Annotated in this window: 16 protein-coding genes and 1 pseudogene; 9 read left to right on the top strand and 8 right to left on the bottom strand. The window is 67.3% G+C overall.

Features of this window, described 5'->3' with window-relative positions; translation table 11 throughout:
• Positions 1 to 3: 3 nt before the first annotated feature.
• Positions 4 to 234, bottom strand: coding sequence for a hypothetical protein (locus VET27_RS07815; RefSeq protein ID WP_526516749.1), 231 nt, complete (start codon positions 232 to 234; stop codon positions 4 to 6).
• 29 nt (positions 235 to 263) lie between these two features.
• Between VET27_RS07815 and VET27_RS07810 the strand changes: the two genes are divergently transcribed.
• Positions 264 to 2,528 carry an ATP-dependent DNA ligase gene (locus tag VET27_RS07810; RefSeq protein ID WP_526516803.1) on the top strand — a complete coding sequence of 755 codons (2,265 nt, stop codon included), beginning with the start codon at positions 264 to 266 and terminating at the stop codon, positions 2,526 to 2,528.
• 227 nt (positions 2,529 to 2,755) lie between these two features.
• Here VET27_RS07810 and VET27_RS07805 read toward each other — a convergent pair whose 3' ends face one another.
• From VET27_RS07805 to VET27_RS07790, 4 genes are all read right to left on the bottom strand, one after another.
• Complete coding sequence (locus tag VET27_RS07805) at positions 2,756 to 3,190, bottom strand: MarR family winged helix-turn-helix transcriptional regulator (protein ID WP_526516747.1); 435 nt, start codon at positions 3,188 to 3,190, stop codon at positions 2,756 to 2,758.
• Positions 3,187 to 3,642 carry a ribonuclease HI gene (gene rnhA / locus VET27_RS07800; protein WP_526516745.1) on the bottom strand — a complete coding sequence of 152 codons (456 nt, stop codon included), beginning with the start codon at positions 3,640 to 3,642 and terminating at the stop codon, positions 3,187 to 3,189. The genes VET27_RS07805 and rnhA overlap by 4 nt, the downstream gene beginning before the upstream one ends.
• 62 nt (positions 3,643 to 3,704) lie before the next feature.
• Complete coding sequence (locus tag VET27_RS07795; RefSeq protein WP_526516743.1) at positions 3,705 to 4,346, bottom strand: glyoxalase; 642 nt, start codon at positions 4,344 to 4,346, stop codon at positions 3,705 to 3,707.
• A 45-nt stretch (positions 4,347 to 4,391) separates the two neighbouring features.
• Entirely contained in the window at positions 4,392 to 5,066 is a 675-nt protein-coding gene (locus VET27_RS07790; RefSeq protein WP_526516741.1) for a cutinase family protein, read from the bottom strand.
• Positions 5,067 to 5,118: 52 nt separating this feature from the next.
• On the opposite strand from VET27_RS07790, the gene VET27_RS07785 reads away from it, so the two are divergent.
• Positions 5,119 to 5,535 (top strand): DUF5709 domain-containing protein, encoded by a 417-nt coding sequence (locus tag VET27_RS07785; protein ID WP_526516739.1) that lies wholly within the window; start codon positions 5,119 to 5,121, stop codon positions 5,533 to 5,535.
• Between the two features lie 4 nt (positions 5,536 to 5,539).
• On the opposite strand, the gene VET27_RS07780 is transcribed toward VET27_RS07785, so the two are convergent.
• Positions 5,540 to 6,904 carry an MFS transporter gene (locus VET27_RS07780; RefSeq protein WP_526516737.1) on the bottom strand — a complete coding sequence of 455 codons (1,365 nt, stop codon included), beginning with the start codon at positions 6,902 to 6,904 and terminating at the stop codon, positions 5,540 to 5,542.
• 100 nt (positions 6,905 to 7,004) lie between these two features.
• On the opposite strand from VET27_RS07780, the gene VET27_RS07775 reads away from it, so the two are divergent.
• Positions 7,005 to 8,153, top strand: coding sequence for an ROK family protein (locus VET27_RS07775; protein ID WP_526516735.1), 1,149 nt, complete (start codon positions 7,005 to 7,007; stop codon positions 8,151 to 8,153).
• Here the strand turns inward: VET27_RS07775 and VET27_RS07770 are convergent.
• A complete protein-coding gene (locus VET27_RS07770) occupies positions 8,150 to 9,028 on the bottom strand; it encodes an LLM class flavin-dependent oxidoreductase (RefSeq protein WP_526516733.1) in 879 nt (292 codons plus the stop codon). The two genes, VET27_RS07775 and VET27_RS07770, sit on opposite strands and share 4 nt — an antisense overlap.
• Positions 9,029 to 9,089: 61 nt before the next feature.
• Between VET27_RS07770 and VET27_RS07765 the strand changes: the two genes are divergently transcribed.
• Entirely contained in the window at positions 9,090 to 10,301 is a 1,212-nt protein-coding gene (locus VET27_RS07765) for an MFS transporter (RefSeq protein WP_526516731.1), read from the top strand.
• Here the strand turns inward: VET27_RS07765 and VET27_RS07760 are convergent.
• Complete coding sequence (locus VET27_RS07760) at positions 10,262 to 11,497, bottom strand: diiron oxygenase (protein WP_526516729.1); 1,236 nt, start codon at positions 11,495 to 11,497, stop codon at positions 10,262 to 10,264. The two genes, VET27_RS07765 and VET27_RS07760, sit on opposite strands and share 40 nt — an antisense overlap.
• A gap of 102 nt (positions 11,498 to 11,599) precedes the next feature.
• Here VET27_RS07760 and cobF point away from each other — a divergent pair, with 102 nt between their 5' ends.
• The 5 genes and pseudogenes from cobF to VET27_RS07735 all read left to right on the top strand — a co-directional run bounded on the left by cobF (position 11,600) and on the right by VET27_RS07735 (position 14,504).
• Positions 11,600 to 12,337 carry a precorrin-6A synthase (deacetylating) gene (cobF, locus tag VET27_RS07755; RefSeq protein WP_526516727.1) on the top strand — a complete coding sequence of 246 codons (738 nt, stop codon included), beginning with the start codon at positions 11,600 to 11,602 and terminating at the stop codon, positions 12,335 to 12,337.
• Positions 12,338 to 12,372: 35 nt separating this feature from the next.
• Positions 12,373 to 12,756 (top strand): phage holin family protein, encoded by a 384-nt coding sequence (locus VET27_RS07750; protein WP_526516725.1) that lies wholly within the window; start codon positions 12,373 to 12,375, stop codon positions 12,754 to 12,756.
• Between the two features lie 25 nt (positions 12,757 to 12,781).
• Positions 12,782 to 13,018 (top strand): annotated as a pseudogene (locus tag VET27_RS07745) (DNA-formamidopyrimidine glycosylase family protein); the annotation flags it as partial.
• 156 nt (positions 13,019 to 13,174) lie between these two features.
• Entirely contained in the window at positions 13,175 to 13,648 is a 474-nt protein-coding gene (locus tag VET27_RS07740; protein ID WP_526516801.1) for a zinc finger domain-containing protein, read from the top strand.
• A gap of 106 nt (positions 13,649 to 13,754) precedes the next feature.
• Positions 13,755 to 14,504: an SDR family oxidoreductase gene (locus VET27_RS07735; protein WP_526516723.1), complete on the top strand. Its 750-nt coding sequence runs from the start codon at positions 13,755 to 13,757 to the stop codon at positions 14,502 to 14,504.
• Positions 14,505 to 14,808 lie beyond the last annotated feature (304 nt).

The raw sequence follows: 14,808 nt of genomic DNA, 5'->3' as shown, positions 1-14,808 counted from the left end.
GGGTCAGATCGCCGGATCGTTCCCTGGGTCAACGCCGTACGGCAGCTCGGGGCTCACCCCGGAGCTGTCGTGGGTGAAGACCTGCGACGAGGGCACCCGGCAGTTGGTGTCCATCGGCGTCTGGTCACCGGAGCAGTAGGGCACCAGATCCTCGGGGTCGGCGGCGGCTTGCGGCGCGGCGGCACCGAGCGCGGCGGCACCCGCCAATAGCGCTGCGGCGACGAATCTTCCCACGATGAGAACGGTACTCCGCGGATACTGGACTGGTGGAGCGTTACGAAAGGGTACGGCTGACCAACCCCGACAAGGTGCTCTACCCGGCGACCGGCACCACCAAGGCCGAGGTGTTCGAGTACTACGTCGCGATCGCCGACGCCATGGTGCCGCACATTGCGGGCCGGCCCGTCACCCGCAAGCGGTGGCCCAACGGCATCGGCGAACTCGACTTCTTCGAGAAGCAGCTCGCGTCGTCGGCCCCGGACTGGTTGGAGCGCGGCACCGTCGTGCACAGGTCCGGGAGCACGACCTACCCGGTCATCGACACCCGCGAGGGCCTTGCCTGGATTGCGCAGCAGGCCTCGCTCGAGGTGCACGTCCCGCAGTGGCGGTTCGTCGACGGGCAGCCGGGTCCCGCGACGCGCATCGTGTTCGATCTCGACCCTGGCGAAGGCGTTTCATTCCGCCAACTGTGCGAGGTCGCCCACGAGGTGCGCGGGCTCATCACCGACATCGGCCTGACCACCTTCCCGTTGACCACTGGCAGCAAGGGCCTGCACCTGTACGTGCCGCTGCAGGAACCGGTCGGCAGCCACGGTGCCTCGGTGTTGGCCAAGCGGATCGCCCAGCAACTCGAGAAGACCATGCCGAAGCAGGTCACGGCGACGATGACCAAGAGCCTGCGCACCGGCAAGGTGTTCCTCGACTGGAGTCAGAACAGCGCCGCGAAGACCACCATCGCGCCGTACTCGATGCGTGGCCGCGATCAGCCGACGGTGGCCGCTCCTCGCACGTGGGACGAGATCGGCGATCCCGACCTGAGGCACCTACGGTTCGACGAGGTTCTGATGCGCGTCGAGCGCGACGGCGACCTGCTCGCCGGACTCGACGAGAACGTGCCGCTGCCAGACAAACTCACGACCTACCGCAGCATGCGCGACCCGGCCAAGACGCGCGAACCGGTGCCGCAGCAGTCCCCGACCGTGGGCAACGACGACACCTTCGTGATCCAGGAGCACCACGCGCGACGCCTGCACTACGACTTCCGGCTCGAGCGCAACGGCGTGCTGGTGTCGTGGGCGGTGCCGAAGAACCTTCCGGAGACCACGTCCGTCAACCACCTCGCGGTGCACACCGAGGATCACCCACTCGAGTACGCGACGTTCGAAGGTGCGATCCCCAAGGGCGAGTACGGCGGCGGCAACGTGACCGTCTGGGACTCAGGCACATACGAGACCGAGAAGTTTCGAGACAATCAACCCGACGGGCCGGAGAAGGGCGGGGAGGTCATCGTCACCCTGCACGGCAGCAAGATCTCCGGGCGCTACGCGTTGATCCAGACCGGTGGGAAGAACTGGCTGGCCCACCGGATGAAGGAGCAACCGGTCCTCGCCGAGAGTGACCTCGCGCCCATGCTCGCCACACACGGGTCGGTGGCGAAGCTGTCGTCGATAGTCTGGGCCTTCGAGGGCAAGTGGGACGGTTATCGACTGCTGGTCGACGCCGACCACGGCGAACTGCGCGTGCGCACGCGCAGCGGCCGCGACGTCACACGGGAGTATCCGCAGCTGCAGGCACTGGCCGCCGACCTGGCCGAGCACCACGTGATCCTGGACGGCGAGGTCGTCGCGCTCGACGAGTCCGGCGTGCCGAGCTTCGGGCAGATGCAGAACCGGGCCCGTTCGACGCGAATCGAGTTCTGGGCCTTCGACATTCTGCAGCTCGACGGGCGATCCCTGCTCCGCGCCAAGTATTCCGACCGACGCAGGCTGCTGGAGGCGTTGGCGCAGGGCGGCGGGCTGATCGTGCCGGACCAACTGCCGGGTGACGGACCCGCGGCGCTGGAGTACGCGCGCGAACACCGTTGGGAGGGTGTGGTCGCCAAGAAGCGCGACTCCACCTACCAGCCGGGACGGCGTTCGCAGTCGTGGATCAAGGACAAGCTCTGGCGGACACAGGAAGTCGTCATCGGCGGATGGCGCGCGGGCGAGGGCGGACGCACCAGTGGCATCGGCGCGCTGCTCGTCGGCGTGCCGGAGGACGACGGCCTTCACTTCGCGGGCCGGGTCGGAACGGGCTTCACCGACAATGACCTCGCGAAGCTCAAGAAGACGCTCGCGCCACTGCACACCGATCAATCGCCGTTCAAGGCAAGGCTTTCCGGCCCCGATGCCAAGGGGGTGACGTTCGTCGAGCCGACGTTGGTCGGCGAGGTGCGCTACAGCGAGCGCACGTCGGACGGCAGGCTTCGGCAACCCAGTTGGCGCGGGATGCGACCGGACAAGGAACCGCGCGAGGTGGTGTGGGAGTAGAGGCGACGGGCGGCGGCCGCGATCGTCTTCGCGCTGGGGTGGCCGTCGTCCTGGCTGCCGAGTACCAGCATCGGTGCGTTCACCGCCGCACACTTCCAATATTGCACCTCCGCCAGTTGTCTGGGAGTGACGGTGTCGGCCAATCGGCCCAACATCGATGACTACCATTGACTACCAACATCGTTCGCAGTTGACTCGGGACCATTCCGACGTCCGTCGGTAACAAGCTATGTGGTTTTGGCGGCTGTCGCCGCACTGTTGTTGGCGTAGCGAAGCTTGGCAAGAGTTTCGCCGAATTGCTTCATTGTGCGGGCCGAGACCGCCGATCCGAGCCGGGCGGCCAGCTCGTCCTCGAAGGTGTCGGTGGCGGCATTCAGAATGCGTCGTCCCGCGGCCGTAAGTTCGATAATCGACGAGCGCCGGTCGTCAGGATTGGAACGGCGCCGACAGTGCCCGGACGCTTCTATCCGGTCGATGAGTTTGCTGGTGCCGCCGACGGTTATCGCCAACTCCTCGGCAATGTCGTTTACCCGGCAGGCGCCGTCGCGGCCGATCACCTGCATGGGCTCGAACCGGCTCAGTGGCAGGTCGTACTCAGAGCGAAGCCGGGCATCGAGGGCGTTCCAAAGCTCGGTCTCGAAGCGGCGCGCGCCGACCATCATCCGGAAGCGTTGATCGCTTCCTGCATCCCCTGGGTCGCAAGTACGTCGGCCAGCTCGTTGTCGGCGACACCCGAGTGCCCCTTCACCCAGAACCACTCGACGTGGTGCCGCGCGCAGGCCATCTGCAGCCGCTTCCAGAGGTCGACGTTCTTCACCGGCTGCCTGGCGGCGGTCTTCCAGCCGTTGCGTTCCCAGCCGAGGACCCACTTGGTGATGCCGTTTCTGACGTAGGTGCTGTCTGTGTAGAGGTGAACCACCACGGGTCTGGTTAGCGCCTCCAACGCCATGATTGGCGCGGTCAACTCCATCCGGTTGTTGCTGGTCTCGCCGGGCTCGCCACCGCACATCTCGCGGACGTGCTCACGCTGGCGCAGCACCGCCCCCCAGCCGCCGGGGCCGGGGTTGGGTCTGCACCCGCCGTCGGTGTGGATGAACACGACGTCCACGATCATGCGCCCGAGAATAGGCACTGCGTGGAGCGGCGGGGTGGAGCGACTCGCGAGGAGCGACCTCCTCAGTGATCGCGAACGTGCGCCGAGATCATCGCCGACCGGACCGACATCCCGAGCTCGTGGTGCCGGAGCGTGGTGATCCGGCGTCCGGGCTGCACCGCTGCCTTGACCGGTGCCGTGCGGTCACCGAAGAACGAGGCCGTCGCGTCGATGTCCCTGACCACGTAGGTGAGCCCCCAGAGCGTGGATGGACCATCGCTTGCCGTCTCCGGCGAGCCGACGACCTCGACGATGACCTCTCCGAACCGGAAGAAGACCTGGCGGATCGGTCGTCCGCCGAGTTCGCCGTCCCGTTCCCGGCGCGGGTCCACACCGACAGCGGCCAGCGACTCGACCGTCCGACCCAGGTCAGGTGACAGCAGCACGACGTGGTCGATCGCGGTGACGCCGTTCGAGTGCGTAGCCGGCGTCGCGGTGACCGCGCCCGACCTCGTCGTCGGCACGCCGTCGAGGTCGTGGAACGAGCCGTCCGACGGCAGGCCGCGCAGCGACCACCCGACGATGCCGGTGCCGCGGCCACGTCCGACCAGTCGGATGCCAACCCCGCCGATGCGGCACACGGCGTCGGGGTCGATGCTGAACCCGGCTCGCGTCCAGGCGTCCACCGGATCAGCGACCTCGAACTTGTCGACGGTGATTGTCATGGGCGCCATTGGACCGGCTGCAGGCGATCGAGTAGGCGCGCGACGTCAGACCTTGCTGGCGACGAACGAGGCGGCCTGGTCGGTCAATCCGATGGTCGTGTAGCTCGCGTGAGCCGCGTTATTGTCTCCGTCGGAGCAGATGGGGTCGCCGGGTGCGCACAGTTCAATGGCCTTGCTCGCGTAGAGCGGGCCGACCGTGACCGGCGGCTGCCTGATCATCTCCATGAACTGTGTGTCGGGCGTGCCGAGCAGGGCCACCGCGGCGACGTGGTCGGCGACGCCTGCGGGCATCGGCTTGGGCACCTCGGACGGGTCCACTCCGCCGGGCACCGCGTTGGCGGTGACGAAACCGATCACTGCGGCGCCCTGCGAGTAGCCGCCGAGTACGAGCTTCGTGTCGGGGCAGGTCGCTGCCATGTTCTCGATGTGGTTGGCGGCGTCCCGGATGCCGTCGACGGCTGTCGGGAAGTCGGTGCTCGCCGGATAGACGACGGCATACACGCCGACGGACTTGTCTCCGACCTTCGAGCGCACGGCGTTGACGAAGTCCTGTCCGATGCCGCCGAGACCCGGCGGGGCGAACGTGCCCCGCGCGAAGACGACTTCGACGTCCGAACACGGTGCGGCCCACGAGGTCGGAGCTCCCGCGGGGGAGACCAGGAGGGCGAAGGCGATCGCGACGGGGGCGCCGGCCAGCCGAGCGAAGTGGCGTGCGGTCATGCATCCAGACTGACACGAGCCGCGCGCGTCGTCGCTATGACATCGTTAAGTCATGAGCAGTGACTACAGCGATGCCGACGACGATCAGCTGACGCAGGAGGACACCCTGGTCGATAGGGGCGTCGACGACCTGCTCGACGAGGGCTACTCGCCACCGGACAGGTGGAAGGAGCCGAAGGAGGGCGAAACCCTGGACGAACTCCTAGCCGAGGAGGAGCCCGACCCGGCGATGCAGCTCGACGATCCCGACGATCTCGACGAGCAGGCCGGTGACGACGAGGTGGGCGATCGGCGTGCGGGCCGACTGGTCGCACCCGATGAGGGTTTCGGTACGGACACCGAAGCCGATCTGGTGGGTAGCGAGGTCGGCATCGACGGGGGTGCGGCCTCGGCCGAGGAGGCTGCGGTCCACGTCATCGACGAGGACTACGAGGACGACGAGGACGACGAGGACTCAGCCACCCTCTGACTCGTCAGCCGGCCGGTGCCAGCCGGCGTCGGCTGAGCCACCGCGACATGCTCCACGGCCGTAACGCGAAGTCCAGGCGAAGGCCGAGGACGTGCACGCTGACGCACCACTTCGCGTAGAGGTCGTCGGCTGCCCGGCGTTGATCACTTGGCTCGGAGCGCTCCGTCCAGCGTTGCAGCAGTACCGAGAGGGTCAGGACCAACAGGCCCACGACGGCCAACACCGCGCCAGAGGCGGCAGGAGCGGTGTAGCCGTATCCGGCCGCGATCACCAGGCCGCCGATCCACGCGCCTGCCGCGTTGGCGATGTTCAGTGCGGAGTGGTTGAGCGCCGCGGCGAGCGTCTTCGCGCCGTGTGCGACGTCCATCAGCCGCGTCTGCAGCGCCGGGCCGATCGCCGAACCCGAGACGCCGATGAGGAACAGGCCGAGCATCGCGGTCCACGGGTTGTGGACGGCCCAGACGAACAGTGCGAGCACCACGCCGAGGGCGGTGATGGAGGCGTAGAGGCCCTTGATCACCGAGATGTCGGCCATCTTGCCACCCACCAGGTTGCCGACCACCATGCCCAGGCCGAACATCATGAGCCCCAGCGGAACCAGTCCGCGGGACAGTCCGGACACGTCGGTCAGCGTCGTCGCCACGTAGGTGTAGACGGCGAACATGCCGCCGAAGCCGACCATGCCGATCAGCAGCGCCAACCACACCTGAGGGCGACGGAGTGCGCTGAGCTCGGTCAGCGGGCTGGTGACGTGCATCGATCGAAGGTCGGGCAGCCAGTACCAGATGGCCGTCAGGGTGGCGACGCCGATCACGACGACCAGTCCGAACGCGCTGCGCCAGCCGAAGTGCTGGCCGAGGAAGGACGCGATGGGAACGCCGAGGACGGTCGCCACGGTCAGGCCGCTCATGACGTGTGCGACGGCCTTCGCACGGTTCTTCGGTCCCATCAGGTGGGCGGCCACCAGGGCGGCGACGCCGAAGAAGGCGCCATGCGGGATGCCTGCGACGAAGCGCGCGGCGATCAGGGTCTCGTAGGTCGGCGCCAGCACGCTGGCCAGGTTGCCGAGGGTGAACAGCGTGATCAACCCGAACAGCAGCGTCTTGCGGGGCATGCGTGCCGTGAGGGAGGCGATGACGGGCGCGCCCACGACCACGCCGAGTGCATAGGCGGAGATGACGTGTCCGGCGATGGGCTCGGTGATGTTCAGGCTCGCGGCGATCTCGGGCAGGAGGCCCATGGCCACGAACTCGGTGGTGCCGATGCCGAACCCGCCGACGGCGAGCGCGAACACGGCCAGCCATCGCACCGAAGGAGGTGGCGCGACGACGGAGAGTGGGACCGAGGGTCGTTCCAGTGATCTTGTCACCGGGTCAACGGTAGACGCACTTACGCCTTCCATCAATTCGACTTTTGTCTTTTATAGCACAAAAGTGGCGTAGCTTACGTTTCTCGGGTTCAATCGGGGGATGGCCACCGTCGGCGACGTCTTCGCACTGATCAGGGATCGTCGAGACATCACGCGTACGGAGATCGGCCAAGTCACGGGACTCTCGCGAACGGCCGTGGCCTCGCGAATCGCCGCACTCGTGGCCCTCGGTCTGGTGACCGAACGGGAACAGGCCCCATCGACCGGCGGCCGCCCGCCGACGCTGCTGTCGTTCGATGCGGCTGCGGGCCTGGTGCTGTCGGTGGCCGTCGGGATCAGCCGAACCCGGCTGGCGGTGTGCAACCTGGCCGGCGAGGTGCGATCGGTCAACGACATCGATCAGGAGGTCGCGCTCGGGCCGGACGACCTGATGCCCGACGTCGTCAAGCGTCTCGACGTGATGTTGCAGGAGTACGCGGGCGTCCCAGTGTACGGCGTCGGGCTGAGCCTGCCGGGCACGGTGGACCGCGACCGCGGCTGCAGTCGAGACTCGCCAATCCTGCGCGGCTGGGATGGCGTCGAACTGCGCCCGTACTTCGATGAGCTGCAACGTCTTTCGGGCGTACCAGTGATTCTGGACAACGACTCCAACGCGATCGCCGTCGTCGAGAGCCACGGGTATCACGACGTGCTCGTCATCAAGGCATCGAGCGGTCTCGGCGCGGGCATCGTCGCGGGTGGGGTGTTGCAGCGTGGCGCCGCGCAGGCCGCAGGGGAATTCGGACACAACAAGATCGCTGCCGCGCATGGCCTTCGGTGCCGATGCGGTGACACCGGCTGCGTCGAGGCCATCGCGGGTGGCTGGGCGATCGTGCACGAGTTGCAGCAGCAGGGCCGATCGGTCAGGAACCTGCGCGACGTCGTCGAGATCGCCCATGGCGGCGACGCCGAGGCGCGTCGCATGATCCGCGACAGCGGCAGGTACGTCGGCGAGGTCCTCGCGGCCGCGGTGAACCTGTTGAACCCGGCGGTCGTCGTCGTGGCGGGCGACATGGCGGGGGCCTACGAGATCTTCGTCGCCGGGCTGCGGGAAACGTTGTACGGCAACGCCACTGCGCAAGCCACGCGCACCCTCGAGGTGGTGCCCGCGGCGCATGGTAGCCAGTCCGGCACCGTCGGTGGCGCCGTCATGGTGCTCGACGAGGTGCTCAGTGCCCGTGCCGTCGACGCGTTGGTGGCCCGAACCTAACCGGCCTTCGCGATGACGTTCTCCGCGAACCACTCCAGGTTGCGGATCTTGTCGTCGAGCGGCTCAGTGTCCGTGCCCATGATGTAGGGGATGCGGAACCCGACGATGACGTCGGTGACGCCCTTGTCCTCGAGTCGTTTGACGCCGTCGAGGGTGAACCCGTCGATCGAGATCACGTGGACCTCGAACTCGTCGGCCAGCCCGATCCGTTCCTCTTCGTCCCGGTACTTGTTCAGCTTGGCAAGTAGCGGGTCGAGTTCTGCGGGGTCGCCGCCGCCGTGCATCCAGCCGTCGTTGCGCGCGGCGCGCTTGAGGGCGGCGTCGGCGTGCCCACCCACGAGGATCGGCACGGGCTTCGTGGGTGAGGGCGTCATCTTCGTGTTGGGGATGTCGTAGAACTCGCCGTGGTGTTCGAAGTAGTCGCCGGACGTCAGACCCCTGATGACGTCGATGCACTCGTCCATCCGCTTGCCGCGCCGCGCGAACGGGACGCCCATGATGTCGTAGTCCTCGGGCCACGGGCTGGTGCCGACCCCCAGGCCGAGCCGGTTGTCGAACATCGCGGCCAGCGAACCGGCCTGCTTGGCCACCAGTGCTGGCGGTCGGATCGGCAGCTTCAGTACGAAGATGTTGAAGTGCAGCCGCGTCGTCACCGCGGACAGGGCGCCGATCAGGGCGAACGACTCGATGAACGGCTTGCCGTCCAGGAACTCGCGGTTGCCGTCCTCGGTGTACGGATACTTCGAGTCGGACTCCAACGGATACGCGATGCTGTCCGGGATGGTCATCGCGTGGTACCCGGCCTCGTCGGCCGCCTTGGCCAGCGGGATGTAGTACTTCGGATCGGTCATGGCTTCCGCATAGGTGAACCGCATGATCGAATACTAGAACACGTTCTAATTCTGCGACTTGGAATCGTCGGGCATCATTGGCGCGGTGCAAGGAGAGAGAAACCCCCGGACGTGGTTGACCCGCAACATCCGGGTGCTCTCGGCGGTGTCCTTTCTGCAGGACGCCGCGAGCGAGCTGCTGTACCCGCTGCTGCCCATCTACCTGACGGCCGTGCTGGGTGCACCGCCCTCGGTGGTGGGCGCGATCGAAGGTGCCGCCGAGGGTGCCGCGTCGCTGACGAAGCTGGCGTCCGGGCCGCTGGGTGACCGGTTCGCCCGACGTCCCTTGATCGCCACCGGATACGGGATGGCCGCGCTCGGCAAGGTGATGGTGGCGGCCTTCGCCGCGTGGCCGGGCGTGCTCGCCGGGCGGGTGGTGGACCGGCTCGGCAAAGGGGTGCGCGGTGCCCCGCGGGACGCCCTGCTCGTCACCGACGTCGACGTCGCCGACCGCGGCCGCGTGTTCGGGTTCCACCGGGCCATGGACACGCTCGGCGCGGTGGTCGGCCCGCTGCTCGGCCTGGCCGGCTACGAGCTGCTCGATCACCAGATCGCGCCGCTGCTGTGGGTGGCGGTGATCCCCGCCGTGCTCAGCGTCGCGCTGGTGTTCCTGGTCCGGGAGCCTCGGCGCGTCGTCACGGCGGTGCGGACCGGGACGTTCTCGCGGGTGCGGGATCTGCCCGGTGGCTACTGGCGGGTGACCGCGCTGCTGGTCGCCTTTGCGGTGGTGAACTTCCCCGACGCGCTGCTTCTGTTGCGGCTCAACGAGATCGGCTTCTCGGTGGCCGAGGTCATCCTGGCCTACGTCGGCTACAACGCGGTCTACGCGCTGTCGAGCTATCCGGCAGGTCTGCTCGCCGATCGGATCCCGCGGTCGGCGGTCTTCGGCATCGGGCTGGTGTTCTTCGCGATCGGTTACCTCGGGCTCGGACTGACCGACGATCCCGTTGCCGCCTGGCTGCTGATCGGGGCGTACGGCCTGTTCACCGGTTGCACCGACGGTGTCGGCAAGGCGTGGATCTCGTCGCTGGTGGGTTCGGACGTGCAGTCCAGCGCGCAGGGAGTGTTTCAGGGCGCGACCGGGTTCGCGGTGCTGGCGGCCGGGTTGTGGGCCGGTTTCGCCTGGGGCGCCGACGGCACGGTTCCGCTGCTGGTCTCCGGCGCCGTGGGAGCCGTGTTCGCGGTGGTGCTACTGGCGGTGGCCTTCGGAGGGCGCCGTCACTCGAACGGCGGGGTGCCCACGCCGACCACCCCGTAGACGCCCTGTGGCGTGCGTTCGGTGATGCGCGCCTGGCTGCGCCCGTCAATCGTGAGCGTCGCCCTGGGTTGCTTGAGTACGTCGTCGGGCAGCGCCCCGTAAACCGTTCCCTGCCAGTGGTATTGACCGTCGATCGGATCGAGGTGCCCGATGAGTCGCACTCGAGTCTCGTAGTCGGTATCGCCGACGCCGAGCACCGCGGGACCGTCGTACACGTCGTCGGTGCTCTCACGCGTGCCGGGCTTGGCGTCGGGTACGCGTCGACGCTCGACGGCCGGCCCCGGAAGGAAGTGCGTGCGGGTCCAGAGTCGGCGCGCGATCGGCCCCATCAACCCGACTTCGGAGAGGAACGCCGCCAGTGGTGCGAACCCGAGGACCTGGACGTCGTGGCGGTGCGGGCTGCGGCGCGCGATGCGGCGAGCCTCGGGGCCATCGAGTCCCGCGCGGTGGTACTGCGCGGCGTTGGTGAACAGGTGCCGGAAGAAGAGCCCGCCGACGCCGTTGAGGTTGGCCACCCACATCCGGTTGAGCCGCGGCATCTCGGCCACGCGCTTGCGCGCGCCATCGCGGGCGAACTGGATGTGCCGGGCCTCCTCGGTGACGTGAATTCGCATCAGCCGCTGCACGACCGGCTGCAACTCCGGGTCGTCCATCATGTTGCGCTGCAGGGAGTCGAAGATCTCCTCGCCGACCAGCGCGGCGACCCAGAGCAGGGATCCCCTGAAGGTGAGTGGCAAGGCGTTGATGAGCATGCGCTGGTACCGCCGCGGCCGCATCGGTTTGCCACCGACCTTCTCGATCGCCCGGCCGAACATGACCATGTGGCGGGTCTCGTCGCCCATCTCGGTCAGCGCGTAGTGCGTCGCGTTGGAGGTGGGGTCGGCGTGCATCAGGTCGCGCAGCAACGCCTGGTTGAGGATGTTCTCGAACCAGATGCCCGCCGACAGCGTGTTGACGAGTTCCTGGCGGGACAGTTCGATCTGCTGTGCGCGGGTCATGCCGTCCCACAGCGGCGTTCCGTACAGCGACACCGACTTCGGCGGCAGGAAGAACTTGTCGGGATCCAGCGGCGCGTCCCAGTCGATGTCGACGACCGGTTCGTAGGACTTTCTGACCGAACCCCGAAGCAGGCGTTCGGAGAACTCCTCCCGGCTCGGGGCAGAGGTGCGCCGGACGGCTTCAGGAGAGAGTGTCATCGTTGACATCCGATCAGCTGACCTTGTGCGTCGATATTGTTGGAACCTAATGAGGCTTTGCTCAACGTGTCAATACCCCCGGTACCGGATACTGGCGGTTCCGTGACGCGCCGCATCCACGTCATCGGCATCGGGGCGGGTGATCCCGACTACGTGACCGTCCAGGCCGTCGAGGCGCTCAACGACGTCGACGTCTTCTTCGCGATGGACAAGGGCGAGACCAAGGACGACCTGGTGGCTCTGCGCCGAGAAATCTGCCAGCGCTTCATCCGCGAACCCGGATACCGCTTCGTGGAACTGGCCGACCCCCAGCGGGCGCAAACGGGTGACTACCGGCGGCGCGTCGCCGACTGGCACGAGGCTCGGGCCGGCCTGTGGGCGGAGGCTTTGCGCGACGAACTGACCGACGACGGCGTCGGCGCGTTCCTCGCGTGGGGCGACCCGTCGCTGTACGACAGCACCCTGCGCATCCTCGACATGGTCGCTGAGCGTCTCGACTTCACCTACGACGTCATCCCCGGGATCACCGCAATTCAGGCGCTCACCGCCCGGCATCGGATACCGCTCAACGACGTCGGCGAGCCGGTGCTCATCACGACGGGCCGGCGGTTCCGCGAACGGGGACTGACGGGCGCGGCCGTGGTGATGCTCGACGGTGACTGCGCCTTCCTCGGTTGTCCGCCCGCGACGCGCATCTGGTGGGGCGCCTACCTCGGCACGGCCGACGAGATCCTCGTCGACGGGACGGTCGGCGAGGTGGGTGAGCGGATAGCGGCAGTCCGCGCCGACGCCAGACAGCGTCACGGCTGGATCATGGACACCTACCTGCTGCGTCCCTGAGTGCCATTCGGGCTGGTGGTGGCAGGATCACTCGCATGGGGCAGTTTCTGTTGCGCGCCGGGCTCACCGGCGTGGCGCTGTGGGTCGTCACCAAGATCGTCTCGGGCATCGAATTCGTCGGCGGTGACACCACCCTGCAGCGAGTCGGGATCATCTTCGTCGTGGCCGTCATCTTCGGTGTGGTCAACGCGTTCATCAAGCCGATCGTGCAGCTCATCTCGATACCGCTGTACATCCTCACCCTCGGCCTGATCCACGTCGTCATCAATGCCTTGATGCTGTGGATTACCTCCTGGATCACCGAGAACACGACGCACTGGGGTCTTTACATCGACGACTTCTGGTGGACGGCCATCTGGGCGGCCATCGTGCTGTCGGTCGTCAGTTGGCTGCTGTCGCTGGTACTGCCCGATTCCTAGCGATTCAGTCGCTAGCCTGGAAGTCGTGCCGGAACTCCCCGAGGTCGAAGCCCTTGCCGACCACCTCCGCCGGCACGCGCTGGGGCTGACGGTCGGGCGCGTCGACGTCGCTGCGCTGTCCGTGCTCAAGACCTTCGATCCGCCCATCACCGCGCTGCACGGCCAGACGGTCACCGGTGCCAACAGGTGGGGGAAGTACCTCGGACTGCAGGCGGGGAATATGCATCTGATCACCCATCTGTCCAGAGCGGGTTGGCTGCGGTGGTCGGACAAACTGTCGGCCGTCCCGCTGCGGCCAGGAGGCAAGAGCCCCATCGCATTACGCGTCCATCTCGGCACGCCCGGGGAGGCGCCCGGCTTCGATCTGACCGAGGCCGGCACCCAGAAGCGGCTCGCCGTGTGGCTCGTCGACGATCCGATGAAGGTGCCCCAGATTGCGAGCCTCGGACCCGACGCACTGTCGCTGGGACCCGAGGAACTGGCGGCAGTGCTGAAGGGCAACGGAGGGCGCATCAAGACCGTCATCACCGATCAGCGAACGATGTCGGGCATCGGCAACGCCTACAGCGACGAGATCCTGCACGTCGCCAGAATGTCGCCGTTCGCGACTGCGGGCAAGCTCACCGACGCGCAACTCGGCGTCCTGCACGACGCGATGATCTCCGTGCTCGCCGACGCGGTGTCGCGATCCGTCGGCCAGGGCGCCGCGACGCTCAAGGGCGAGAAGCGTTCGGGGCTGCGGGTGCACGCGCGCACCGGGATGCCGTGCCCGGTCTGCGGCGACACCGTGCGCGAGGTGTCCTTCACCGACAAGTCGTTCCAGTACTGCCCGACCTGTCAGACCGGCGGAAAGATCCTGGCGGATCGGCGAATGTCGAAGCTGCTCAAGTAGATTCGTCGTTCGCGACTTCTGCGTCAGAGTCGTGACTTCTTGGCCGGCGCGACCGTGGCGCAGAACTCGGCGATGGGCCGCCCGACCGGTTGGCTACGCTGCCCGGATGACTCGCCAGAAGATCCTCATCACCGGCGCCAGCTCGGGACTCGGCGCGGGCATGGCACGCCAGTTCGCCGACAAGGGCCGCGACCTCGCGCTGTGCGCACGCCGCACCGACAACCTCGAGGAGCTCAAGGCCGAGCTGACGACGCGGTATCCCGGCATCACGGTGGCCCTCGCTGCGCTCGACGTGAACGACCACGAGGCCGTGCCCAAGGTGTTCGCCGAGCTCGGTGACGAACTCGGCGGCATCGACTGCGTGATCGTCAACGCCGGAATCGGCAAGGGCTACCCACTGGGCGCCGGCAAGCCGTGGGCCAACAAGGCCACCATCGAGACGAATCTCGTTGCGGCGCTGGTGCAGATCGAGACGGCGCTGGAGATCTTCAAGAAGGCGGGCGCGGGACACCTCGTGCTGGTGTCCTCGGTGCTCGGCAACAAGGGCGTGCCTGGCGTCAAGGCCGCCTATGCCGCGAGCAAGGCCGGTGTGACGTCGCTCGGCGAATCGCTGCGGGCGGAATACGCGTCCGGACCCATCAAGATCACGGTGCTCGAACCCGGCTACATCGAGTCGGAGATGACGGCGAAGTCCAACTCGACGATGCTCATGGTCGACAACGAGACCGGCGTGAAGGCCATGGTCGACGCGATCGAGAAGGAGAAGGGTCGCGCCGTCGTACCCGGTTGGCCGTGGTGGCCGCTGGTCGAGTTGATGAAGGTGCTGCCCCCGCGGTTCACCAAGCGCTTCGCCTAGTCCCCCCGCCCCCCGCCCCTGCCCCTGCCCCGATTTCGGCGCGCAAACGTTCGCTGAGCGACGGTTTGCGCGCCCGAATCACTCGAGACGGGGTTGATGTGGGCGGTACCGATACGACACGATTGAGAAACGGCGCCACGCTTGTCTTGAGCCATGTTTCAAATGGGATGGTTTCTCAACTTCGTCGCCGACGAGTGGAACGGCAACTGGGGTGACGGCGGCCGTGACTTCACCCGCGACTTCTACGTCGAGGTGGCGCGCGATCTCGAGCGCGCCAAGTTCGACTACGTCCTCCTCGAGGACA

Origin of the sequence: Mycobacterium sp., from assembly GCF_035633495.1 — a bacterium.
GTDB lineage: Bacteria > Actinomycetota > Actinomycetes > Mycobacteriales > Mycobacteriaceae > Mycobacterium.
Note: the sequence above shows the minus strand (reverse complement) of the source record. Positions and strands in the feature narration are given on the sequence as shown.